Source organism: Roseovarius sp. YIN77, from assembly GCF_057219155.1.
In genome coordinates, this window is record NZ_JBXVVI010000018.1 from 39,419 (window position 1) to 61,377 (window position 21,959).

Annotated in this window: 28 protein-coding genes; 14 read left to right on the forward strand and 14 right to left on the reverse strand. The window is 58.2% G+C overall.

Annotated features, from left to right (window positions below):
- Window positions 1–65: 65 nt before the first annotated feature.
- From AC2D8P_RS13695 to hisA, 4 genes are all read right to left on the reverse strand, one after another.
- Window positions 66–383, reverse strand: coding sequence for a phosphoribosyl-ATP diphosphatase (locus tag AC2D8P_RS13695; RefSeq protein WP_484703346.1), 318 nt, complete (start codon window positions 381–383; stop codon window positions 66–68).
- Entirely contained in the window at window positions 380–1,141 is a 762-nt protein-coding gene (gene hisF / locus AC2D8P_RS13700) for an imidazole glycerol phosphate synthase subunit HisF (RefSeq protein ID WP_484703347.1), read from the reverse strand. Before hisF ends, AC2D8P_RS13695 begins: the two co-directional genes overlap by 4 nt.
- 62 nt (window positions 1,142–1,203) lie before the next feature.
- A complete protein-coding gene (locus AC2D8P_RS13705) occupies window positions 1,204–1,485 on the reverse strand; it encodes a hypothetical protein (RefSeq protein WP_484703348.1) in 282 nt (93 codons plus the stop codon).
- Window positions 1,482–2,210 carry a 1-(5-phosphoribosyl)-5-[(5-phosphoribosylamino)methylideneamino]imidazole-4-carboxamide isomerase gene (gene hisA, locus AC2D8P_RS13710; RefSeq protein WP_484703349.1) on the reverse strand — a complete coding sequence of 243 codons (729 nt, stop codon included), beginning with the start codon at window positions 2,208–2,210 and terminating at the stop codon, window positions 1,482–1,484. The genes AC2D8P_RS13705 and hisA overlap by 4 nt, the downstream gene beginning before the upstream one ends.
- A 142-nt stretch (window positions 2,211–2,352) precedes the next feature.
- On the opposite strand from hisA, the gene AC2D8P_RS13715 reads away from it, so the two are divergent.
- From AC2D8P_RS13715 to AC2D8P_RS13725, 3 genes are all read left to right on the forward strand, one after another.
- Window positions 2,353–2,736 carry a DUF2147 domain-containing protein gene (locus tag AC2D8P_RS13715; protein ID WP_484703350.1) on the forward strand — a complete coding sequence of 128 codons (384 nt, stop codon included), beginning with the start codon at window positions 2,353–2,355 and terminating at the stop codon, window positions 2,734–2,736.
- 59 nt (window positions 2,737–2,795) lie between these two features.
- Window positions 2,796–3,443, forward strand: coding sequence for a glutathione S-transferase family protein (locus AC2D8P_RS13720; RefSeq protein ID WP_484703351.1), 648 nt, complete (start codon window positions 2,796–2,798; stop codon window positions 3,441–3,443).
- Window positions 3,444–3,574: 131 nt separating this feature from the next.
- The gene (locus AC2D8P_RS13725; protein WP_484703352.1) at window positions 3,575–3,982 is read left to right on the forward strand and encodes a VOC family protein; all 408 of its coding nucleotides are present in this window, start codon (window positions 3,575–3,577) and stop codon (window positions 3,980–3,982) included.
- 54 nt (window positions 3,983–4,036) lie between these two features.
- Here AC2D8P_RS13725 and hisH read toward each other — a convergent pair whose 3' ends face one another.
- Both hisH and hisB read right to left on the reverse strand, forming a co-directional pair.
- Entirely contained in the window at window positions 4,037–4,675 is a 639-nt protein-coding gene (gene hisH / locus AC2D8P_RS13730) for an imidazole glycerol phosphate synthase subunit HisH (RefSeq protein WP_484703353.1), read from the reverse strand.
- Window positions 4,676–4,678: 3 nt separating this feature from the next.
- Window positions 4,679–5,266 carry an imidazoleglycerol-phosphate dehydratase HisB gene (hisB, locus tag AC2D8P_RS13735; RefSeq protein WP_484703354.1) on the reverse strand — a complete coding sequence of 196 codons (588 nt, stop codon included), beginning with the start codon at window positions 5,264–5,266 and terminating at the stop codon, window positions 4,679–4,681.
- A 233-nt stretch (window positions 5,267–5,499) separates the two neighbouring features.
- Between hisB and AC2D8P_RS13740 the strand changes: the two genes are divergently transcribed.
- The 5 genes from AC2D8P_RS13740 to AC2D8P_RS13760 all read left to right on the forward strand — a co-directional run bounded on the left by AC2D8P_RS13740 (window position 5,500) and on the right by AC2D8P_RS13760 (window position 9,622).
- Window positions 5,500–6,219, forward strand: a complete 720-nt coding sequence (locus AC2D8P_RS13740; protein ID WP_484703355.1) for an energy-coupling factor ABC transporter ATP-binding protein — start codon at window positions 5,500–5,502, stop codon at window positions 6,217–6,219.
- Complete coding sequence (locus AC2D8P_RS13745; protein WP_484703356.1) at window positions 6,194–6,793, forward strand: energy-coupling factor transporter transmembrane component T; 600 nt, start codon at window positions 6,194–6,196, stop codon at window positions 6,791–6,793. Before AC2D8P_RS13740 ends, AC2D8P_RS13745 begins: the two co-directional genes overlap by 26 nt.
- 105 nt (window positions 6,794–6,898) lie before the next feature.
- Window positions 6,899–8,266: an FAD-dependent oxidoreductase gene (locus tag AC2D8P_RS13750; RefSeq protein ID WP_484703357.1), complete on the forward strand. Its 1,368-nt coding sequence runs from the start codon at window positions 6,899–6,901 to the stop codon at window positions 8,264–8,266.
- A gap of 124 nt (window positions 8,267–8,390) precedes the next feature.
- Window positions 8,391–8,939: a biotin transporter BioY gene (locus tag AC2D8P_RS13755; RefSeq protein ID WP_484703358.1), complete on the forward strand. Its 549-nt coding sequence runs from the start codon at window positions 8,391–8,393 to the stop codon at window positions 8,937–8,939.
- Window positions 8,939–9,622, forward strand: coding sequence for a nitroreductase (locus AC2D8P_RS13760; protein ID WP_484703359.1), 684 nt, complete (start codon window positions 8,939–8,941; stop codon window positions 9,620–9,622). The genes AC2D8P_RS13755 and AC2D8P_RS13760 overlap by 1 nt, the downstream gene beginning before the upstream one ends.
- Here the strand turns inward: AC2D8P_RS13760 and AC2D8P_RS13765 are convergent.
- Window positions 9,619–10,722, reverse strand: coding sequence for an acetyl-CoA C-acyltransferase (locus AC2D8P_RS13765; RefSeq protein ID WP_484703360.1), 1,104 nt, complete (start codon window positions 10,720–10,722; stop codon window positions 9,619–9,621). The two genes, AC2D8P_RS13760 and AC2D8P_RS13765, sit on opposite strands and share 4 nt — an antisense overlap.
- On the reverse strand, window positions 10,719–12,008 hold the full coding sequence (locus AC2D8P_RS13770) for an AMP-binding protein (protein ID WP_484703361.1): 1,290 nt from the start codon (window positions 12,006–12,008) through the stop codon (window positions 10,719–10,721). Before AC2D8P_RS13770 ends, AC2D8P_RS13765 begins: the two co-directional genes overlap by 4 nt.
- Window positions 12,009–12,087: 79 nt before the next feature.
- Between AC2D8P_RS13770 and AC2D8P_RS13775 the strand changes: the two genes are divergently transcribed.
- The gene (locus tag AC2D8P_RS13775; protein ID WP_484703362.1) at window positions 12,088–12,537 is read left to right on the forward strand and encodes an MmcB family DNA repair protein; all 450 of its coding nucleotides are present in this window, start codon (window positions 12,088–12,090) and stop codon (window positions 12,535–12,537) included.
- Between the two features lie 13 nt (window positions 12,538–12,550).
- Here AC2D8P_RS13775 and AC2D8P_RS13780 read toward each other — a convergent pair whose 3' ends face one another.
- Both AC2D8P_RS13780 and AC2D8P_RS13785 read right to left on the reverse strand, forming a co-directional pair.
- Entirely contained in the window at window positions 12,551–13,618 is a 1,068-nt protein-coding gene (locus tag AC2D8P_RS13780; RefSeq protein ID WP_484703363.1) for an NAD(P)H-dependent flavin oxidoreductase, read from the reverse strand.
- A 71-nt stretch (window positions 13,619–13,689) separates the two neighbouring features.
- Complete coding sequence (locus AC2D8P_RS13785) at window positions 13,690–15,189, reverse strand: CoA-acylating methylmalonate-semialdehyde dehydrogenase (RefSeq protein WP_484703364.1); 1,500 nt, start codon at window positions 15,187–15,189, stop codon at window positions 13,690–13,692.
- A 102-nt stretch (window positions 15,190–15,291) separates the two neighbouring features.
- On the opposite strand from AC2D8P_RS13785, the gene AC2D8P_RS13790 reads away from it, so the two are divergent.
- The 3 genes from AC2D8P_RS13790 (at window position 15,292) to coaD (ending at window position 17,245) form a co-directional block, all read left to right on the forward strand.
- Entirely contained in the window at window positions 15,292–16,188 is an 897-nt protein-coding gene (locus tag AC2D8P_RS13790; RefSeq protein WP_484703365.1) for a LysR family transcriptional regulator, read from the forward strand.
- Between the two features lie 57 nt (window positions 16,189–16,245).
- A complete protein-coding gene (locus AC2D8P_RS13795; protein ID WP_484703366.1) occupies window positions 16,246–16,680 on the forward strand; it encodes a CBS domain-containing protein in 435 nt (144 codons plus the stop codon).
- A 73-nt stretch (window positions 16,681–16,753) separates the two neighbouring features.
- On the forward strand, window positions 16,754–17,245 hold the full coding sequence (gene coaD / locus AC2D8P_RS13800) for a pantetheine-phosphate adenylyltransferase (RefSeq protein ID WP_484703367.1): 492 nt from the start codon (window positions 16,754–16,756) through the stop codon (window positions 17,243–17,245).
- Here coaD and AC2D8P_RS13805 read toward each other — a convergent pair.
- From AC2D8P_RS13805 to gap (AC2D8P_RS13820), 4 genes are all read right to left on the reverse strand, one after another.
- Window positions 17,242–17,790 (reverse strand): hypothetical protein, encoded by a 549-nt coding sequence (locus AC2D8P_RS13805; RefSeq protein ID WP_484703368.1) that lies wholly within the window; start codon window positions 17,788–17,790, stop codon window positions 17,242–17,244. The genes coaD and AC2D8P_RS13805 overlap by 4 nt on opposite strands.
- Window positions 17,791–17,860: 70 nt before the next feature.
- Window positions 17,861–18,862: a type I glyceraldehyde-3-phosphate dehydrogenase gene (gene gap, locus AC2D8P_RS13810; protein WP_484703369.1), complete on the reverse strand. Its 1,002-nt coding sequence runs from the start codon at window positions 18,860–18,862 to the stop codon at window positions 17,861–17,863.
- 93 nt (window positions 18,863–18,955) lie between these two features.
- Window positions 18,956–19,099 carry a hypothetical protein gene (locus AC2D8P_RS13815; RefSeq protein WP_484703370.1) on the reverse strand — a complete coding sequence of 48 codons (144 nt, stop codon included), beginning with the start codon at window positions 19,097–19,099 and terminating at the stop codon, window positions 18,956–18,958.
- Window positions 19,100–19,111: 12 nt separating this feature from the next.
- Window positions 19,112–20,110 (reverse strand): type I glyceraldehyde-3-phosphate dehydrogenase, encoded by a 999-nt coding sequence (gene gap, locus AC2D8P_RS13820; protein WP_484703371.1) that lies wholly within the window; start codon window positions 20,108–20,110, stop codon window positions 19,112–19,114.
- A gap of 213 nt (window positions 20,111–20,323) precedes the next feature.
- On the opposite strand from gap (AC2D8P_RS13820), the gene AC2D8P_RS13825 reads away from it, so the two are divergent.
- Window positions 20,324–21,292, forward strand: a complete 969-nt coding sequence (locus tag AC2D8P_RS13825) for a DUF808 domain-containing protein (RefSeq protein WP_484703372.1) — start codon at window positions 20,324–20,326, stop codon at window positions 21,290–21,292.
- Window positions 21,292–21,777, forward strand: coding sequence for a flavodoxin family protein (locus AC2D8P_RS13830; protein WP_484703373.1), 486 nt, complete (start codon window positions 21,292–21,294; stop codon window positions 21,775–21,777). Before AC2D8P_RS13825 ends, AC2D8P_RS13830 begins: the two co-directional genes overlap by 1 nt.
- Window positions 21,778–21,959 lie beyond the last annotated feature (182 nt).

Sequence of the window (21,959 nt, forward strand, 5' to 3'; positions counted from 1 at the left end):
GCTGCCCCTCTTGGCCCTGCGGGCCAATTCACCCCGAGGTATTTGGGGCGAAAGGAAAAAGGAGGTCAGGTTTTGGGGCGCGCGGCCTTTTCCGCAATCCCGGACTGGCCCTGACGCCGCGCAAGCTCCGCCATGACATCATCCAAAGACACATCCCGCGCCGCCAGCATAACCAGCAAGTGATAAAGCACATCTGCGGCCTCTGCCGTCAATTCGGTCTTGTCATCCTTGACCGCGGCGATGATGGCCTCTACCGCCTCTTCACCAAATTTTTCGGCACATTTTTCGGGGCCTTTGGAAAAAAGTTTGGCGGTCCAACTGCTGTCTGGGTCAGCTGACTTGCGGGCGGAGATGGTTGTGTAGAGATCGTCAAGAATGCTCATTCCAGCCTCATCGGGATGCCCGCATTGGCCATGTGTTCCTTGGCCTCGCGGATGGTGTAGTCGCCAAAGTGAAAGATCGAAGCGGCCAAAACAGCGGCGGCGCCACCCTCGGTGACGCCTTCGACAAGGTGATCCAGTGTGCCAACTCCGCCAGAGGCGATTACCGGCACATTCACCGCGTCAGAAATGGCGCGAGTCAGGGGCAGGTTGAAGCCAGCCCGGGTGCCGTCGCGATCCATGGAGGTGAGCAGGATCTCACCAGCCCCTTTGGCCACGACGGTTTTGGCAAAATCCACGGCGTCGATCCCAGTGGCGCGGCGACCGCCATGGGTGAAAATCTCCCACTTGCCGTCGCTCACGGTTTTGGCGTCGATGGCCACGACGATACATTGGCTGCCAAACTGATTGGCGGCCTCTGACACCACATCCGGGTTGGCGACAGCGGCGGAGTTGAAACTGACTTTGTCGGCCCCCGACAAAAGTAGATCGCGCACATCTTTTGCCGTGCGCACGCCACCGCCCACAGTTAAGGGAACAAAACATTGCTCCGCCGTGCGCCGGGCCACATCGAACATGGTGCCACGGTTTTCATGTGTCGCCTTGATGTCGAGAAAACAGATCTCATCCGCGCCAGCAGCGTCATAGGCGCGGGCGCTTTCCACCGGATCACCGGCATCGACCAGATCGACGAAATTCACGCCCTTGACGACGCGGCCCTCGGCCACATCAAGGCAGGGGATGATCCGGGTTTTCAGCATTTGTGAGCTCCGACTGGTTCAAGAGTGATATGCACGGGTTTGGTCGAAATCTCAATCCAGAGTTAGATTTGTTTGCGGCGCTTTCTGGAGATCCACAAAAGGATCGCCCCGATCATGCCCAAGGGCACGCTGATGGGAACATAGATTCCAGCAAACATCAGATTGGCGATCCGGCTGCCTGTTTCAGTATGATTGTGCTGACAGGATGGATCAGACCCGCTGGTAATGACCTCGCCACAGCCGCTGGTCACCGACAGGATCATGCCCAACCCCATCAACAGAAAAGGCAGGCAGCCGATAAAGAGCAAAACACCGCCCAGCAATGTCAGGTGGCGATTGTTCATGCATCGCCTTTCAAAACGCGCAACGCCTCTGCCAGATCAATCGCACCATCATAGAGCGCCCGACCGGAAATCGCACCATCCAGCGATGCATCACTGTTTTTCAGCGCGCGCAGGTCATCCAGTGATGATACCCCGCCAGAGGCAATCACCGGGATTGATACGGCCTTGGCCAGAACGGCGGTTGCCTGGACATTCGGGCCCTGCATGGCGCCATCGCGGTTGATGTCGGTGTAAATGATCGCGGCGACGCCGGCATCCTCGAACGAGCGGGCCAGATCGGTGACCATGACATCGGTTTCTTCGGCCCAGCCTTTGGTGGCAACACGGCCATCGCGAGCGTCAATGCCGACGGCGACCTGGCCCGGGAAAGCGCGTGCAGCCTGGCGCACCAGATCGGGATTTTCCACAGCAACGGTGCCCAGTATCACACGGGCCAGCCCCTTTTGCAGCCAGGCCTCGATCGTGGCCATATCACGGATGCCGCCGCCCAGTTGGGCCGGAACATCTATGGAGGCCAGGATTGCCTCTACCGCTGCGCCATTTACCGGCTCGCCCGCAAAAGCACCGTTCAGATCGACCAGATGCAACCATTCACAACCGGCGTCCTGAAAGGCGCGTGCCTGTGCGGCGGGATTGTCATTAAAAACGGTCGCCTGATCCATTTCGCCCTTGTAAAGGCGCACGCAGTTGCCGTCTTTCAAATCGATGGCGGGGTAGAGGATCATGGCGATTTTTCCTGAATGTCTTGGTTGGCGCTCTTTGGCATGACCGGCAGGAAATTGCAAAGCCCGGTTTCAACCCAACGTCACGCTTGCGCGAGAATCTGTCACCGTCACAATACAGTCGCAAAACAGATGGAGAGCAGAGATGAGATTTTCGGCAGTTTTGGCTGGGTTGATTCTGGTCGGTGCACCGGTCTTGGCTGACCCGATTGAGGGCAACTGGCAGACTGAGGTCGATGATGGATTCTATGCGATTATCGAAATGTCACCCTGTGGGCAGGCGTTTTGCGGGATCATCGCGCGAACCTTTGATATTGATGGAGAATTTCAGGGTGCCGATATCGGCAAGCAATTGGTGATCGATATGGTGCCCAAGGGAGAGGGCGAATATCGCGGCAAAGTCTGGCGACCGTCGAATGACAAAATATATGTCGGAAAAATGCGCCTGAATGGGGATTCCGTACGCCTGCGGGGCTGTGTGGCCGGTGGGCTGATCTGTTCCGGGCAGACGTGGGTAAGGGTGGAGTAGGAACTAGCTGTTTCCATATTTCTCTTCCCGTTCAGGGGTGTGATGGCTAACGTCAACGCATGACCAGACCTGTAAAATTGTGTGGCTATGAATTCAGCGTGTACAATCGTATCGCGCGGGTGGCGTTGCACGAAAAGGGCGTTGCCTATGAAAGAGAAGAGGTTGATCCTTTCGCAGCCGAAATGCCGGCAGACTACCTTAAACGCCATCCGTTTGGTCGCGTTCCAGTTCTACGCCACGGGGCGTTCGAGATCTATGAAACGTCTGCGATAACGCGATACATTGATGCCGCCTTCGATGGCCCAAGCCTTTTGCCGGTCGGGGCCGAACCGCAGACGCGGGTGGCGCAAGTTGTTTCGATTATTGATAATTATGGCTACCGCCCCATGATTAGACAGGTCTTTTCACATCGCGTGTTTCGCCCGGCAGTCGGAGAGATTGGTGAAGACATCGAGGTTGCAGCGGGTATGACAGCGTCGCGGTCTGTTTTGGCCGCCTTGAATTCCATCGCTGCAGAGGGCCAGGTTCTCAACGGTCGGCATTTCACTCTTGCTGATTGTCACCTTGCACCGATGATGGCGTACTTCATCCAATCGCCCGAAGCAGCGGACGCGGTGGGCAACTTTTCCGAGCTTTCCAATTGGTGGGCGAGTGTCTCGCGGCGTAAAAGCATTGAAATGACCGACCCTGGCTTGCCGCTTGGATGAGCACGCCGGACATGGGGTGCGAATTTTTGATCAACATGTCGCAAAGAAATTGCTCTGTCACTTATGCCCTATGGCTTCGCTTGTGTCCGCCCTTGATGTTACCTTGGCGCGAACAAGGGTGGTGAGTGGAAATGATAAACAAAAGCAACACTCCAGACGGGTACAGTTCGGTTGCACCATACTTTACGGTCAACGGTGCAGATAAGTTTATGGCGTTCTTAACGGCGGCGTTTGAAGCATCGGTTGTCGTGATAAACCGATACGACAATGGCCGGGTTCAACACGCGAGAATGCGTATTGGTACGGCAATCGTCATGTTGAATGACAGTTCGGAAGACTATCCGGAAACTCAGTCACAGATGCATCTGTTTGTCGAGGATGCAGATGCGAACTACCGTGCGTCCCTATTGGCGGGTGCGGAAAGTCTTATGGAGCCGAATGACCGGCCGCATGGTGATCGAATGGCTGGCGTGAAGGACCCGAATGGCAATGTTTGGTGGATTGCGACGTATCGACCATCGTCCATTCCCAAGGCATAAATGCCGCTCTGTTCAAGGTAAAGATCACCATTGAGGCCTAAGGGTAGTGGACTGTTATGGTTTCCAGTTCAGGAAGTTACCGATCATCCCTAATCCGGTTTCCTGGCTTTTTTCTGGATGGAACTGCATGCCGACCATGTTGTCGCGGGCGATGATGGCGGTGATGTCGGTGCCGTAATCCACATAGGCCACGCGCTGTGCCGGATCATCCACACGGAAGTGGTAACTGTGGACGAAATAGGCATGATTGCCGCTCTCGATCCCGTCGGTCACGGGGTGCGGATTGGTGATCTGCAGATCGTTCCAACCCATGTGCGGAACTTTGAGCGCAGGGTCTGAGGGTTCGATCAAAACGACCTCTCCGCTGACCCAATCCAGCCCTTTGGTGTCCTCATATTCGCGGCCCCAAGTGGCCATCAGTTGCATGCCGACGCAAATGCCCAAAAAGGGGCGCCCTTTGTCGATTACAGCGTCGCGCATGGCATGGACGATGCCGGTCTGCCCGAAGAGTGCGTTTTGACAATGTGGAAAGGCCCCATCGCCCGGCAGGACGATGCGGTCAGCGCGGGCGATCTGATCAGGTTGATCCGTGACGATGACTTCGCCTGCGCCCAGCTCATTCGCCATGCGTTGAAAGGCTTTCTCTGCAGAATGCAGATTGCCTGATCCGTAGTCGATAATTGCGGTCAGCACCGTTTACAGCGCCCCTTTGGTCGATGGGATGGCATCCGATTTGCGAGGATCAGATTCTACCGCTTCGCGCAGGGCGCGGGCTACGGCCTTGAACGCGGCCTCTGCAATGTGGTGGCTGTTGAAGCCATGCAACTGATCCACGTGCAGGGTGATCCCGCCATGGGTCGACAGCGCCTGAAAGAATTCGCGCACCAGTTCAGTGTCAAACGTGCCGATTTTGGGTGTGGGCAGTTCAACATTCCAAATCAGATAGGGGCGCGCGGATAGATCCAGCGCCGCGCGCACCTGCGCATCGTCCATCGGCAGGTGACAGGCGCCATAACGGCGAATGCCACGTTTGTCGCCCAATGCCTGCGCCAAGGCCTGACCCAGGGCGATGCCGGTATCCTCTACCGTGTGGTGATCATCAATGTGCAGGTCGCCCTCGGCCCGGATTTCCATGTCGATCAGCGAATGGCGCGACAGTTGGTCCAGCATGTGGTCGAAAAACCCTACGCCGGTCTGGTTGTCATAGCGTCCGGTGCCATCAAGGTTGATGGTCACAGAGATTTTGGTTTCCGCGGTGTTGCGGCTGATCTTTGCGGTTCTCATGGGGGCTCCGCCAGTTGAATTCGCGACGGGTATAGGTCTGTCCGCCTGCGTTGCCAAGCTGTGATGTGCAATTCCTGTGACGCTGCATCATCAATGCCACGTTCATTTCAGAGGATTCGCATCCTGATCGTGGTAGGGCCATTCCAATCTGCCAAGAAGCGCACTAGAACGTCGCAAAGCGTGGCGACCGAAAGAGGATCCTTCGGGTGGGGCGAGGCAAGAACCATAGAACAATGCCGGATGATACGGGAATTCGGCTGGCGGGTTGCGTGGTTGCAAAACTGGGCAAGACGATCCTGTCACTTCCTGATGTGTCTCTGTCTGAGCGCCGGATCGGCGTGGTTGGTCGCAACGGGTCGGGAAAATCCACCTTGGCGCGTCTGATTTGTGGGTTGGTTGAGCCGGATGACGGGGCGGTTCATGTCGGCGGCATTGACATGATCCGGGACCGCAAATCTGCCATTGGGGCGGCGGGTATCCTGTTTCAAAACCCGGATCATCAGATTATCTTTCCCACGGTTGAGGAGGAGCTTGCCTTTGGCCTGACCCAACTGGGAGAGAGCAAGGACGTGGCGCGCAACGGTGCCATTCAAATGCTTGAAAAATTTGGAAAATCACAGTGGTCGGATCGATCAATCCAAACGCTTTCTCAGGGCCAAAGGCATCTGGTTTGCCTGATGGCGGTGTTGATGATGGATCCGCGTTTGATCCTGCTGGATGAGCCGTTTGCCGGGCTGGATATTCCGACAACCCGCGCCATGACACGGTATCTGGACGCGTTGGATCAACAGGTTCTGCATATCACCCATGATCCGGCCATGCTGGCGGGATATGATCGGGTGTTGTGGTTGGAACAGGGGATGTTGCAGGCCGATGGCCCACCGGCTGAGGTGATCCCGGCCTTTATGGCGGCGATGGAGGGGGATGATGATCGCTCTGACCTCTTCGATTGAGACGCGGTTTCACCGCATCCCCGCCGGGCTGAAACTGGGATTTTTGTGCCTGTTCACTCTGTTTCTGTTTCTGAATGATGCGGCAATGATCCGGGTGGCTGCGGTTTGCCTGGTGGCGTTACTGTACGTTTCTGGCGGAATGCGCTTTGCCACTGAAGGTGTCAAGCATTTGAAACCTATATTCTTTTTCGTGGCTATTATTGCGATCTGGCATATCGTGACGGCGACGATGGGTGAGGGGATCGGCATCGTCCTTTTGCTGATTGCGGCGGTCGGGATGGCCAATCTGGTCACCATGACGACGCGGTTGGACGACATGCTGGCGGTGCTACGTTGGCTGACATGGCCATTGCGCAAACTGGGTGTGAATACACGGGCGCTGGAACTGGCGATAGCCATGGTGATCCGGTTCACGCCGGTTCTGATGCAGAAAGGAACGGCGCTGGCCGAGGCGTGGCGCAGTCGGTCACCCAAACGCCCGGGGTGGCGGATTGTGGTACCGTTGGTGTTGTTGGCCATTGATGATGCCGAGCATGTGTCAGAGGCGCTCAGGGCCCGGGGCGGCGTGCGTTAACGATTAATTCTTGCTTGCCGTAACACGGCTGCATAGCGTCGGTATTACGTCGGTGGGGATTCTGCCGGAACGCCCAATCCTTAATTTTCTGTCGGGGGAGACTCCATGACGCGCACAATCACCGAACCAGCCCGCGAGATTGAGGTTATCCATGAAACCGATGTGCTGGTCGTGGGCTCCGGCCCCGGCGGTTTGGCAGCGGCGCTGGCCGCAGCGCGGGCAGGGGTCGACGTGACGCTGGTCGAACGGTTTGGATGCTTTGGTGGCAATATCACGGTGGTCGGGGTCGAAGGCTTTGCCTGGTATAGGCACGAAAAAACCGTGGAGGCCGGGGGCATCGGGTGGGAGTTCGAGGCCTGCGCCAAGGAGATGGGCGCGGCGGTGCCGGAAAGCCAGTCGCTGAGCTATGAGTTGGACAGCGAGGGGTTCAAGCTGGTCGCCGATCGTCTGGTCGAAGAGGCCGGCATTCGCGCCATGCTGCATCGGCAGTTTGTGGCGCCGATTATGGAAGGCAAGACCATCACCGGCATTATTGTCGAGAGCAAAGCCGGGCGCGAGGCGATCTTGGCCAAGCGGGTGATCGATGCAACGGGCGATGCGGATGTGGCCCACCGGGCAGGTGCACCGTGCCACATGACCCCACGCGAACATATGCAAGCGGCGTCAGTCATGTTTCATGTGGCCGGGATCGACAAGGCGGCCTTTATGGGCGGGATCAAATCCGACCCGCAGACCTATGCCGATTGGGGCGGTGGCGGCGAATGGAAGATCGAAACATCCGGTAAAGAGGATGAGATGTTTTCGCCCTTCTTAAAGAAGCCCTTTGAGCAGGCCATTCGCGACGGGCTGATCCCGCCGCATCTGAATACGATCGCAGGCACCTGGGGCGCGGTGCATGATACGGGCGAGATGACCTATATGAACCTTGTCCATCTGGATGGCTGCGATGGCACCGACCCGGACAGTTTGACAGAGTTCGAAATCGAAGGCCGGCGTCAGGCGATGCTGGCGATTGAGGCGCTGCGAAACTACACGCCGGGCTGTGATGGGATCCGGTTGCGCAATTTCGGCATGTCGATCGGCATCAGGGATACGCGAAAGATCGACGCCCATTACAATATGTCAGAGATGGATGTGCGCGAGCAGGGTCGGTTTGACGACACGATTGGCATCTATCCCGAATTCATTGATGGTTATGGCGTGCTTATTCTGCCCACCACGGGGCGGTATATGCAAATCCCCTATCGGTCGATGTTGCCGCAGGGGGTGGAAAACCTGTTGGTGGCTGGCCGGGCCACGGGGGGCGACCGGATCGCCCATGCGGCCACGCGCAATATGTCGTGCTGTGCTGTGGCCGGGCAGGGGGCAGGGGTGGCGGCCGCGCTGTCGGTGAAATCCAATGCACCGTTGGCGGCGTTGAACCTGACCCCGGTTCAGGCAGAGCTGAAACGGCAGGGGGTGCGGATTGACTAGGTGCGATTTGGGCGAAATTGACGCAGGGTAAACCTTGATTGCGGATTGCCCATCATGAATTCTCTGCCATAAGTTCCGATCAACGTTGGCCACAGGGGCCGGCTATGACACTCTGAGGATACAAATGGAACGCAATGTCGTTTATATCGCCCTGTTCGCAGCCCTGATCGCAGTGCTGGGACTGATCCCGAAAATCACACTGGCCAGCGGTATTCCGATCACTGCGCAAAGCATGGGGATCATGCTGTGCGGCACGGTTCTAGGCGCGCGTCGTGGTGCGTTGGCGGTTGGATTGTTCCTGTTGATGGTGGCGCTGGGGCTGCCTTTGTTGGCGGGCGGACGTGGCGGTTTGGGCGTGTTCACCACCCCTTGGGCCGGCTTTTTGTTTGGCTTCCCGGTTGCGGCCTTTGTCACCGGTCTGGTGATGGAAAAATGGCGCATCGGCAATCTGACGGTTGTTGCAGGCGTTGCCGCCGTGATCGGCGGGATTGGGGCGCTTTATCTGGTGGCGATCCCCTATTACATGGTGATGAAGCCCGCCGGGCTGGGGGAGGCCCTTGTCGTTGCCATGGCGCCCTTCATGCCGGGTGATCTGATCAAGGCGGTTCTGGCCGGCTTTGTGACGGCGGCCCTGGCCAAGGCGCGGCCTGACGCGCTGTTGTCGCGGGCCTGATGGCGAGCGTCGAAGAGGCGCTGTATGCGCGGCGATCCGTGCGGGGCTTTTTGCCCGCACCGGTGCCGCGCGATGTGATCGAGGATATCCTGAGGGCGGCGCGAACCGCCCCCAGCGGCGCCAATCTGCAGCCGGGACGGTTTCATGTGCTGACGGGTGTGGCATTGGCTGATCTGACCAAAGCCCTGCAAACCGCTGTGGCAGAGGGGCGGCCTGAGGTTTCCGAATATTCCTATTTCCCAGACCGGATGGGCACTGAATTGAAGGCACGTCAACGTGCTGCCGGATTTGCGCTCTATCAGGCGCTGGGGATCGAGCGGCGCGATATTGCCGCGCGCCGTGATCAGTTTGCCCGCAATTATCGGTTTTTCGATGCCCCGGTGGGGGTTGTGGTGACAATTGACCGGGATATGGGCAAGGGCTGTTTCATGGATCTGGGCATGGCGCTGATGGCGTTGATGCTGGCGGCAGAGGATCAAGGCATTGCCACGTGCGGGATCGGGGCCTTGGCCAACTACGGCGATGTGGTGCACGGGGCGATGGGCCTGCCAGAGGGCGAAATGGTCGTCTGCGGTATGGCGCTGGGCTATGTGGATCCGCAGGCAGATGTAAATTCGGTACATACGGAACGCGCGGGTTTGGAAGAGTTCACCAGTTTTCAGGGGTTTGACGAGCAGAGTTAATCTGCGGTCAGGATCAGGGCAGAACCGACGCCGCCCGCCGCCGCGATTGCAGCCAAGCCTGTGCCGCCCCGATCGATTATGTCATGCCACAATCGCACGGCCAGAATTGCGCCGGACGCCCCGATCGGATGACCGCGGGCCAGGGCGCCGCCGCCGCGATTTGTGATGGCAGGATCGATGCCCGCGCCCTGAACGCAAGCGATGGCTTGGACGGCGTAGGCCTCCATAATCTCGGCCACGCTGAGATCGGCGGGGTGCAAACCGGCGGCAGAGAGGCTGTGATGGATGGCAGGCAAGGGCGACAGGCCGGGGCAGTCGGGGGCGGCACCCAGCGTGGCCCCGGACAAGATGAGCAGGCCGGGCAGAGTGCGCGCGATATGGTCTGACACCACTATACAGAAGGCCGCCGCATCGGCAGCGACGGCGGCATTGGCGGCGGTGATGGTGCCGGTGATGGTTTTGGTGCGTGCGCAATGTGCCGGGGTCAATGCACGGGTGAAGGCATCATGATCCAGCCCGGCGATGGGTACGATTTCGGCCGTTGGCTGGGCTTGGGCCGCGTGGGCCTTGGCATGGCTGTGGACGGCCCAGTTGTCTTGTTCCTCGCGGCTGATGGATTGGTTAATCGCCAGTTTGGCGGCGGCCTCGGCCATATCGGGATCGCGGTCTGGAAAGGGGGTGAAGGGTGGCTGATCGTAAGGCACCGGATCGCCGCCATCTGTGCTGGTCCTCAGGCGCAGGGGGCGGCGGGAATAACTTTCGACCCCGCCTGCGATCACCACATTGGCCTGCCCGCTTTCGATCATCGCCTTGGCCAGCAGAAGCGCATCCAGACCGCCTGCGCATTGCCGATCGATGCTGAGCCCACCCACGCGTTCTGGCAACCCTGCGGCCAAGGCACATAGCCGTGCCGGATTGCCACCCGCGCCAAGCGCGTTTGAAACGATCACCTCATCCACCTGATCCGGGGCGATCCCGGCGCGGTCCAGCAGAGCACAGATCACCGGGGCGGCCAGTTCGTGGGGCGCGAGGCGGGAAAAGGCCCCGCCGCGCGGGGCTACGGCGCTGCGTTTGGCAGCGATGATACGGGCGCTCATCATGCGTCTTGTCTTTCCAATTGGTCCGCCAAGGCAACAAGATCAGGCTTGCCGGAAGCCAGCACCGGAAAGGGATGGGGCCTTATTATCCTGCGCGGTGCTTTCAACGGCCCAAGGGTCGCGCGACAGTAACGCAGGATCGCGTCGTCGGTGATGTCGGTGCCGACCTCGACATAGGCGATCAATTGGGTGCCGCGTTGTCGATCAGCGGTTGGAAGGATTGCTGCGCGAGAAATCTCGGGCAAGCCAAGAAGGCAGGTTTCAACCTCTTCAGGGAAGACGTTCTGATCGGCGATCGTAACCATGCGCCCCTTGCGCCCGGAAAGCCACAAATCCCCATTTTCATCCAGATGACCGTATTCACCGACGCTCAGCGCTTTTTCGACCTGTCTGGTATAGGTGTCAGTGTTGCCTGCGTAGCTGTGAAACAGATAGGGGCTTTCGACCCAGATTTCCCCGGTCTGATGCGTGGGGAGGCTCTGACTATCTTCGCCCCGTATTCTGAGGGTGACGCCGGGATAGGCCTGGCCTGCCGAGCCTCGAGGGGTGTCGGGCCCAGACAGCGTGATGAAACTGGTTTCCGACGCGCCGTAAAATTCGTGAATCGCGGCCCGAGGTGCGATCTGGCCGATTGTGGCGCGGGTTTCGGGGTCAAGCTGTGCGCCGCCGATCAAGATCAAACGCAATGTTGGCAGGTTTGGGCCGTCGGTGGCCTGCACGATTTGGCGCAGCTGTGCAGGGCTGGCATAGAGAATAGTAATATCAGCGGAGCGGAGCCGTGCTGCTTGTCGATCTGGTCGCAATCCAGACAAAAGATGGAGGTCTGCCCCCAGATGCAGCGCCTCGCACGCGGCATAAAGCGACAGCGAATGGCTGAGCGCACCCAGAGCGCCGTAACTGTCATCAGGCGAAATCTGCCAGCGCCGTTGGTTGACTGCGATGCTTTTGCACCAGCTTTGTTGGCTGCGCAGGATCATTTTAGGCGTGCTGGTCGTGCCGGAGGTCATGCATCCCAAATATGGCGTCTGTGTCGGGGCTAAATCGACGGATGGGGCGCCGCCCTGTTGATGGACGCAAAATCCAGTTGCGGCCATGCCTGTGCGGTAAATTTCACCGATTGCCCCGGCGGCGTCCTGATCGGGGGTCAGCACCCAATTGGCATGCTCAACAGCGTTGGCAGGGCGTTCGTGGGCTTGCCCCTGTGCGTCGAACAGGCGGCTTTGGTCATGCCACGATAATCTGGTCTGATCGGTCTGTGCCAAGGGGGCCTCTGCATTCGTTCGGGCCATGTTATCGCCGGGCCGCGCACGGCGCCACCTGAAAGCGAGGGTGCTTGTCAAATGTTCATGAATTGTTCATGATCTGGCTATGAGAGAAGATTTGCAGCCCGGACAGGTTTTGGCGCGTGGTGTGTCGCGGCATTTGCGACAGCATGGGTTTGTGTCTGTTGAGGAATTTACCCCCACCCGAGGCCTGCGCGTGGATGTCATGGCGCTGGGCCCCAAGGGGGAATTGTGGGTGGTGGAATGCAAATCCAGCCGGGCGGATTTTCAGGCGGATCAGAAATGGCAGGGCTATTTGGAATGGTGTGACCGATATTTCTGGGCGGTGGATGCGGAATTTCCCACCGATCTACTGCCTCAGGAGACGGGGCTGATCATCGCGGACGGCTATGATGCAGAGATTTTACGCATGGGGCCAGAGGACAAGCTGCCCGCCGCCCGGCGCAAGCGGCTGACACAAGATATGGTGCGGTTTGCCGCCCGGCATTTGCTGGCGTTTCGTGATCCTGGGGTGGCGGGGTTGGTGGATACATAAGGCCGATCAGGGCTCAGGGACGGTTGTTGGCAAAGAGGCTGCGTGCCTCGCCCACCAATTGTTCCAGCCGCTCGGCGGCCTTGCCAGATGGGGATAGTGCTGCGCTTTGCCCATAAGGCAGAAGCTGGTGGATTTGCGTGATGTCAGTGTCTTGCGCTTTTAAAGCAGCGTTGTAGTTGTACATCAGTGGGAACGGGGCCGTATCAATCCGCGCCATGTGATCCAGCCATGGGCTGCGATGGCCACGGGCCAGCCGCCCCGAACCGGCGCGGGTGACAATAGAGCTGTCATCCCGGGCGCCATCTGTCGCAAGGCGAAGGAGGTCTCTTTTTTCGGATTCATCAGCGGTGATAAAGGCCGTGCCAATTTGGACCCCTGCGGCACCAAGGGCAAAAGCCGCGACTATCCCGCGCCCGTCGGCAATACCGCCGGCGGCAATGACCGGCACATCCACTGCATCGACGATTTGGGGCAGCAGCGCGAAGAGACCGATCTGCGCATCGTGATCGGGGTCCAGAAACAGGCCGCGATGGCCGCCGGCCTCCCACCCTTGGGCGATGATGGCATCAACGCCGCGGTTTTCGAGGCAGCGGGCCTCTGCCACGGTATTGGCGGTGCACAGGATTTTGCAGTTCTTCTGTTTCAGGGCCTTCACAGCATCTTCATCAGGCAGGCCAAAGTGGAAGCTGACCACCGCGGGGGGGTGGGAAAGCAGAAGGTCCAGTTGTTCTGCCCCGAAGGGCTGGAAATTGGGGGCGGGTTTATCGGCTGGGGGTGTGGCACCCGCGGCCTGATAAAAGGGCTGCATGGCAGACAGAAGCTGCCGATGCTGTTCATCGCTAAATTCCGGCTCTGCGTGGCAGAAGAAATTCAGATTGACCGGCCGGTTTGTGGTGTCTGAAATGGTTTGAATATCGGCCTTAAACTGATCCATGGGCATCAAGGCGCAGCCGTGGGAACCCAGCCCGCCCGCGTTTGATACCGCTGCCGCCAATGCAGGTGTCGTGGTCCCCGCCATTGGGGCCTGAATGATGGGGTGTTCGATCCCCAGCAGATCGCATAGTCGGGTGTCGGGCCACACGTGAGTTCCCCCAGAAAAGAAAAGGGCCGCAGCGATGCTGCGACCCTGTCAGGTTAGGCGATGTCTTGTGATCAGTCCATGGCCTTGAAGTTGAACTCGCCACCTTCCTTGATGCCGGACGGCCAGCGGGCGGTCACGGTTTTGGTACGGGTGTAGAATTTAAAGCTGTCCGGCCCGTGCTGGTTCAGGTCGCCGAACATGGATTTCTTCCAGCCGCCAAAGGTGTGATAGGCCAGCGGAACCGGGATCGGGACGTTGATGCCAACCATGCCGATATTGATGCGGTTGGCGAAATCGCGGGCGGTGTCGCCATCGCGGGTGTAGATCGCCGTGCCGTTGCCATATTCGTGATCCATGGCAAGGCCGATGGCCTCTTCGTAGGATTTGGCGCGCACAGTGGACAGGACGGGCCCAAAGATTTCCTGTTTGTAGATATCCATATCCGGGGTCACGCGGTCAAACAGATGCGGGCCGACGAAGAAGCCGTCCTCATAGCCTTGCAGGTTGAAGTCACGATTATCGACGACCAGTTCCGCGCCTTGTTCGACGCCGGAATTGATCAGGCCCAGAATACGTTCCTTGGCGGCAGCGGTCACAACCGGGCCCATATCGACGTCTTCGCCTGCGGTGTAGGGGCCGACCTTCAGTTTCTCAACGCGAGGCACCAGTTTTTCGATCAGGCGGTCGGCGGTTTCTTCGCCAACTGGCACAGCGACAGAGATCGCCATGCAGCGTTCGCCTGCCGCGCCAAAACCTGCACCGACCAATGCGTCGGCAGCCTGATCCAGATCGGCATCGGGCATGATGATCATGTGGTTTTTGGCACCACCGAAACATTGTGCGCGTTTGCCATTCGCGGTCGCACGGGAATAGATGTATTGCGCGATTGGGGTGGAGCCGACAAAGCTGACGCCCTGAATGATATCATTGTCGAGGATCGCATCGACGGCCTCTTTGTCACCATTGACGACCTGGAAGACACCTTCGGGTAGGCCTGCCTCTACAAACAGTTCAGCCAACATCATCGGGACGGATGGGTCACGTTCAGATGGTTTCAGCACAACGGCGTTGCCGCAGGCCAGGGCCGGGCCCACGTGCCACAGGGGCATCATTGCTGGGAAGTTGAAGGGCATGATCGATCCCACAACGCCCAGTGGCTGGCGCATGGAATACATGTCGATGCCGGGGCCGGCGCTGTCGGTGAATTCGCCTTTCAGCATCTGCGGGGCACCGATGCAGTATTCAATCACTTCCAGACCGCGTTGCAGATCGCCCTTGGCGTCGGGAATGGTTTTGCCGTGCTCGCGCGACAGCGCCTCTGCCAGTTTGTCCATGTCGCGGTTCATCAGGCCGACCATGGCCATCATCACGCGGGCGCGTTTTTGTGGGTTGGTGGCGCCCCATTTCGGTTGTGCGGCAGCGGCCTTGGCGATGATCTCATCGGTTTCAGCGGCGGAGGCGATTGCCAGTTGCGCCTGGACCTCGCCCGTGGCCGGGTTGAAGATGTCAGAGGTGCGACCAGTGGTGCCTGCGACCTCTGCGCCGTTGATGAAGTGACCGATAGTCTTCATGGTGAATCTCCTGAAATTTGCTGGACGTAGAATAGTCTTGCATTTTTAAGTGTAAAAGAGGCAGTTTTACAAAAAGGTTTTGCAAAAATGCAAAGGTGAAAGATGGATTTACAATGGGATGACCTGCGAATTTTTCTGGCGGTGGCACGATCTGACAGTCTGTCGCGCGCGGGCAGGCGGCTGAAAATCGATCCGGCAACGGTTGGACGACGTATTGCAAGGCTAGAAGAGGGGCTAGAAGCACGCCTGTTTGTGAAGTCGCCACAAGGCTATGCGCTGACCGAACAGGGGGAGCGGTTGGTGGAACATGCCACGCGGGCCGAACAGAACCTGACGCAGGGGGTGGAGGACATGCGGGGGGAGCCCGGGCAACTGACAGGTTTGATCCGGGTTGGTGCCCCTGATGGATCGGCCAACTATCTGCTGCCGCAGGTTTGTGCGCGGTTGTGCGATGAAAATCCCGGGCTGGAGGTTCAGATTGTTGCGCTGCCACGGGTTTTTAACCTGTCAAAGCGGGAGGCAGATATGGCGATCACCGTGTCCCGCCCTACGGCAGGCCGGTTGATGGTGCAACGGGTCAGCGACTATCACCTGCATCTGGCGGCCAGCGAGGAGTATCTTGCAACGCATCCCCCGATCACCGGACTGTCAGATCTGAAGGATCACCGCCTGATTGGTTATATTCCCGACATGATCCATGACAAGGAACTGGACTATCTGGACGAAATGAAGGTGGAGAGGGTGCATCTGGCGTCCAACTCCTTTTCTGTTCAGTTGAATTTTGTCCGGCAGGGGGCGGGGGTTGCGGTTGTGCATGACTTTGCGATTCCTGCAGCCCCGAATATCAGGCGTATTTTAACCGATCAGCTGTCTTTGACTCGCAGTTTTTATCTGGTGCGCCACATGGATGACCGAAAAGTTGAAAGATTAAACAGGTTTTCTGATCTATTGGTGCAAGGAATCCGTAGCGAAGTGGCGAGATTGGAAAGCCTGACTTGACAGTTGCATAGAGAGGCGCGACGGTAACGTTATGGTGATACGAAACAGGAGGCCCGTATGCTTGTCCACCAAATCTTGAAGTCCAAGCCAAATCAGGATGTTGTGACAATTACGCCGGGGTCGAATGTGTTGGATGCCGCCAAGATGTTGGCAGAGCACCGGATCGGAACCGTTGTCGTGTCGGACGATAAGAAATCCGTACAGGGGATCTTGTCGGAACGTGACATTGTGCGCGAGCTGGGAAAACGTGGTGTTTCAACCATGAATGACAATGTCGACGCGTTGATGACCAAAACTGTTGTCACTTGTGGTCCTGAGGACAAGGTTCAGGACATTCTGACCACCATGACCGAGGGGCGTTTCAGGCATATGCCCGTTGTCGATGATGGTGTGTTGGTCGGACTGGTGACAATCGGTGACGTGGTCAAGGCGCAGCTATCTGAAATCGCCATGGAAAAAGATGCGCTTCAGGGCATGATCATGGGGCATTAGGGCGCAGGTGCGTTTCTAAAACTTGCAATAACCTTGGAAATATTGTTGCGTGCCGGAAATTGTGGGGGACGCCATGCGCGTAGGACTTTATCCCGGTACATTTGATCCGGTGACACTTGGGCATCTGGACATCATCAAACGGGCCTCTTTGCTGGTGGACCGGCTGGTGATTGGCGTGGCGATCAATCGCGACAAGGGCCCGTTATTCACGCTGGAAGAGCGGGTTGCCATGATCGAGGCGGAGTGTAAATCGCTGTCTGAGCAATCCGGGACAGAGATTGTCGCCCATCCCTTTGAAAATCTGTTGATTGATTGTGCCCGAGATGTGGGCGCGCAACTGATTGTGCGTGGGCTGCGTGCGGTGTCTGATTTTGAGTATGAATTTCAGATGGTTGGGATGAACCGGTCGATGGACAGCTCGATTGAAACGGTCTTCCTGATGGCCGAGGCGCGGCATCAGGCGATCGCCTCGAAACTGGTGAAGGAAATCGCGCGGTTGGGCGGTGATATTTCCAAGTTTGTGCCGGAAGCGGTTGCTGCCGAGTTGGCCAATAAATACCGTTAGATCCTGATCAGACAGTCAGTCAGTGTAACCTCACCCGACTGCACGATTTTGCAGTAGATGCCGCGTGGATTGTATTGGCGCAGGTCTGGATCACGGGCCCAGTCATAGGCCTCTCGCCCATAGCGGGCTTTCCATTTCACGCAGCCGTCGTTGAAGACATCCGAAACTTCGATCACAGCGCTGCCGATTTTCAATTGCGCGCCAGGCGGCAGATTATCGACGGACAGGTCAATGTCGGCGGTGATGTTATCCCCCGGATAGATGGGATCATCCCCCCCTGACCATACAAGGTTTAGCAGCCGTGTGTTTATGATCGACACCTGCACGCGGGGATCTGGGTCGCCATTTTCGGTTTTCATCCAGGCATGGGTGATCCATCTGTCACCGATAACGCCTTTTTCCCGATCAAGGGTGATGGTATCGCGAAAGACCCGCTGACCAAAGCCGGGCCGAATGTTCAAGTGCGCGATTGGGGCCTGATCGCGCGGCGCGTTGCGCATATCAGCGAGGCACGCATCAAGGGCGGCACGGTCGGGGTGGGGCATGGTGTCACCATAATTTTTGGGCGACGATGCCGATTGGGGCGGCCCGGTGCAAGGGGCGTGTGCGTATTTGTTAGAGATATTTTGCCATTTCGACAGCAGTGTCGGCCATGCGGTTGGAAAAACCCCATTCGTTGTCATACCAACTGAGAATGCGCACCATGTTGCCATCCAGTATCTTGGTCTGGTCCGTGGCAAAGATCGATGAATGCGGGTTGTGGTTGAAATCCTGCGAGACCAGCTTGTGATCCGTGACATCGAGTACGCCCGCCAGCGGGCCTGCGGCGGCGGTGTGCATGGAGGCGTTGATCTCTTCGACGGTGGTGTTGCGGTTCAACTCGACGGTCAGATCAACGACCGACACGTTCGGAGTGGGTACCCGGATCGCGACGCCATCTAGTTTGCCCGCAAGTTGTGGCAGAACCAGTCCTACAGCGCGGGCCGCGCCGGTGGAGGTTGGGATCATCGACATGGCCGCAGCGCGGGCGCGGTAAAGATCCCGGTGCATCCGGTCCAACGTCGGTTGATCGCCGGTATAGCTGTGCACAGTGGTCATGAACCCGCGCGTGATGCCAAAGGTTTCGTCCAGAACCTTTGCCACCGGTGACAGGCAATTGGTGGTGCAAGAGGCATTAGAGACGATCACGTCATCGCCGGTCAGGGTGTCGTGGTTGACGCCAAAAACGATGGTTTTGTCGGCCCCGCCCGAGGGTGCAGAGACCAGAACCCGGCTGGCGCCGTTTTCAAGATGAATCGCTGCCTTTTCGCGGTCTTTGAAAATACCGGTGCATTCCAGAACAATGTCGATATCGCCCCAGGGCAGGTCAGCCGGATTGCGGATCGCGGTCACGGCCATCGGACCGCGCCCCACATCGATGCTGGTGTCGGAATGTGTGACCTCGACCGGGAAGCGGCCATGGACCGAGTCATATTGCAAAAGGTGAGCGTTTGTTTCGACCGGACCCAGATCATTGATCGCGACGACCTCGATATCGGTGCGACCGGATTCGATAACAGCGCGCAAGACATTGCGGCCGATCCGACCGAACCCATTGATGGCGACTTTGACGGACATTATGATCCTCCGGTTTTCACTCTATAAATGATAGCGCTAACATATACATTTTAAACCAAAGGCCAATGGGGAATCGCAAAATTCACGGGAATTTTAGCGCCAGAAAGCGACCCAGTTGATCAAATCGAGGAATTTTCGGGCAAGAAATGCCGATGCAATTCCGTCAATGAGCGCCATGTCAGACAAAAACGCCCCGGCGATCAATACGGCCAGGGCGATTGCAATTTTGTTGGTCATGGGTGCGGGGCCTCAGAGCCGGCCCATCGCGGCAGCAACATCAGCCATGCGGACAGAGAAGCCCCATTCATTGTCATACCAGGCCAGGACGCGCACGGTGCGTTTGCCGACGACCTTGGTCTGGTCGGGGGCAAAAATCGAGGACTGGTTGGTGTGGTTGAAGTCGATCGAAACCTTGGGCTCCGGATCATAAGACAGAACCGCGCCCATGTGGCCGGCGGCGGCCTCGCGCACCACTTCGTTCACGTCATCGACGGTCACGTCTTTGGAGGCCTCGAATGTCAGGTCGACGGCAGAAACGTTCGGGGTTGGAACGCGCATGGCGGTTCCGTCGAGCCGACCTGCCAGTTCAGGCAGGACCTCACCCAGCGCCTTTGCCGCGCCGGTGGAAGTCGGAATCATTGCCATAGCGGCGGAACGCGCGCGATAAAGGTCAGCATGGCGGCGATCCAATGTTGGCTGGTCACCGGTATAGGAATGGATCGTGGTCATGATGCCGCGCTCAATTCCGATTGCCTCGTGCAGCACTTTGGCCAGCGGGGCCAGGCAGTTGGTGGTGCAGGAGCCGTTTGATACCATCTTGTGCTCGGTCAAGAGGTCGCGGTGGTTCACACCGTAAACGATGGTTTTATCGACGTTCTTGGCCGGGGCGGAGATCAGGACCTTGCGCGCGCCCTGTTCGATATGGACGTTGGATTTGTTGCCGTCGTTGAATTTTCCGGTGCATTCCAGAACCACGTCGCAACCTGTCCAGTCGAGCTCTTTTGGGTCATAGGTCGAAAACATCTCGATCGGGCCGCGGCCCAGATCCATTGTGCCTTCGCCAGTTTTTACATCATTCGGGAAGCGACCATGGATCGAATCGTAACGCATCAGGTGGGCTGAGGTTTCCAGCGGCCCGGTGGCGTTCACCTTGACCACATGCACATCGTTGCGTGCGCTTTCTGCGATATGGGCCAGCGTGCAGCGGCCGATGCGGCCAAATCCGTTGATGCCAATGGTGACGGTCATGCGCAAAGCTCCCGGAATTTGAAAATGGGCGTTCTCGCGGGGTATACGTGGCTGCGGTGGTGGGGAAAAGAGTTTAGCGCCAACATGTTGGCGCAAACATCCTGGTTTTGGCACCATCTGGTCGAAAAACTTTGATCGCAGAACCAGAAGCATGGGTTGAGCTTCCCGGCTGGGCGGGTAGTTTGGCAGCAGGAAACGCAGGAGTGTGCTGGAATGAGTGGTCTGTTTGCCCTGTTGGATGATGTCGCGGCGATCGCCAAGGTGGCGGCGGCATCGGTTGATGATGTGGCCGGTGCGGCCGCCAAGGCAGGATCCAAGGCCGTGGGAATCGTGGTGGATGACGCCGCCGTGACACCGAAATACGTGACCGGGTTTGACGCCAGCCGCGAATTGCCGATGATCTGGCGGATCACGCGCGGATCGCTGTTCAACAAGCTGGTGATCCTGCTGCCAATCGCGATGTTGCTTGCGAATTTCCTGCCCGGCGCGATCACGCCCTTGCTGATGTTGGGCGGGTGTTATCTGTGTTTTGAGGGGGCAGAGAAGGTCTGGCATGTGGTCACCGGCCATGGCGGCGATCATGCGAAGGCCAAAGCGGCATCAGACGATCCTGCCCATTTGGAAGAGACCAATGTCAAAGGCGCGATTCGAACCGATTTCATCCTGTCGGCAGAGATTATGACAATCTCGCTTGCGGCATTGCCAGAGGGGAGTTTCTGGATCCAGGCGGCCGCGTTGGCGATGGTGGGGGTCGGGATCACCTTTCTGGTTTACGGTAGTGTGGCGCTGATTGTGAAGGCCGATGATGTGGGCCTGCATCTTAGTAAAGAGGGCGACCTGACCGCCACCCGCGCCTTTGGACGTTGGTTGGTGCGATCCATGCCGATGGTCATGCATGCTCTGTCCACCGTGGGCACCGTTGCGATGCTGTGGGTCGGTGGATCGATCATTCTGCACGGGATGCATACCTATCATCTGGATACAATCTATACCCTCATCCATGATGCGGCCTATGCCGCCGCCCATGCGGTGCCGTCATTTGAAGGGGCGGTGAAATGGGCTGTGACCGCCGGGCTGGACGGGGTGTTTGGGCTGATCGTGGGGCTGGTGCTGATCCCGGTGGTGGGAAAAGTGATTGCGCCGATTTGGGCGGCCGTGCGGGGGGGATCGTCGGGTCACTGATGGTGGAACTTTTGATCGTATATCATTCCACGACGGGCGGCAGTCGGCAAATGGCCGAGGCCGCGGCTGGGGCCGCGCAGGATGAATGTGCGACGCGGTTGTTGGCTGCGGGTCAGGCGGGGCCAGAGAATTTGTTGGGGGCGGACGGGTACATTTTTTGCGCGCCGGAAAATCTGGCGGCAATTGCCGGGGTGATGAAGGATTTTTATGATCGTTGTTACTATCCGGTTTTGGGCCAAATCGAAGGCCGCCCTTATGCCCAGATGGTCTGTGCCGGGTCCGACGGTGAAAACGCCGTGCGCCAAACCGCGCGGATTGCCCAGGGCTGGCGGCTGAAAGAGGTGCAACCCGCGCTGATCGTCTGCACCCACGCCCAGACGCCAGAGGCGATATTGGCGGAGAAGGTGATCCCTGAAGCGGAACTGGAGAAATGCCGGGAGATCGGCATGGCCATGGCGGCAGGGCTGAGCATGGGGGTGTTTTGAGGGGGGTGCTCGGTTGCGGGTGGGTGCTCTGGCTGGCACCTGTAGGACTGCATTGAGCCTATTCCGTTGAAAAAGTCTTCTTGATTGGATGCCGTTTCACTGATTCAATTTCCCTATTGAAGCGGGGGATTAATGCCGATGATGGGGCCTAGACAAGAAGCACAGGCGGCACTGTTTTATGA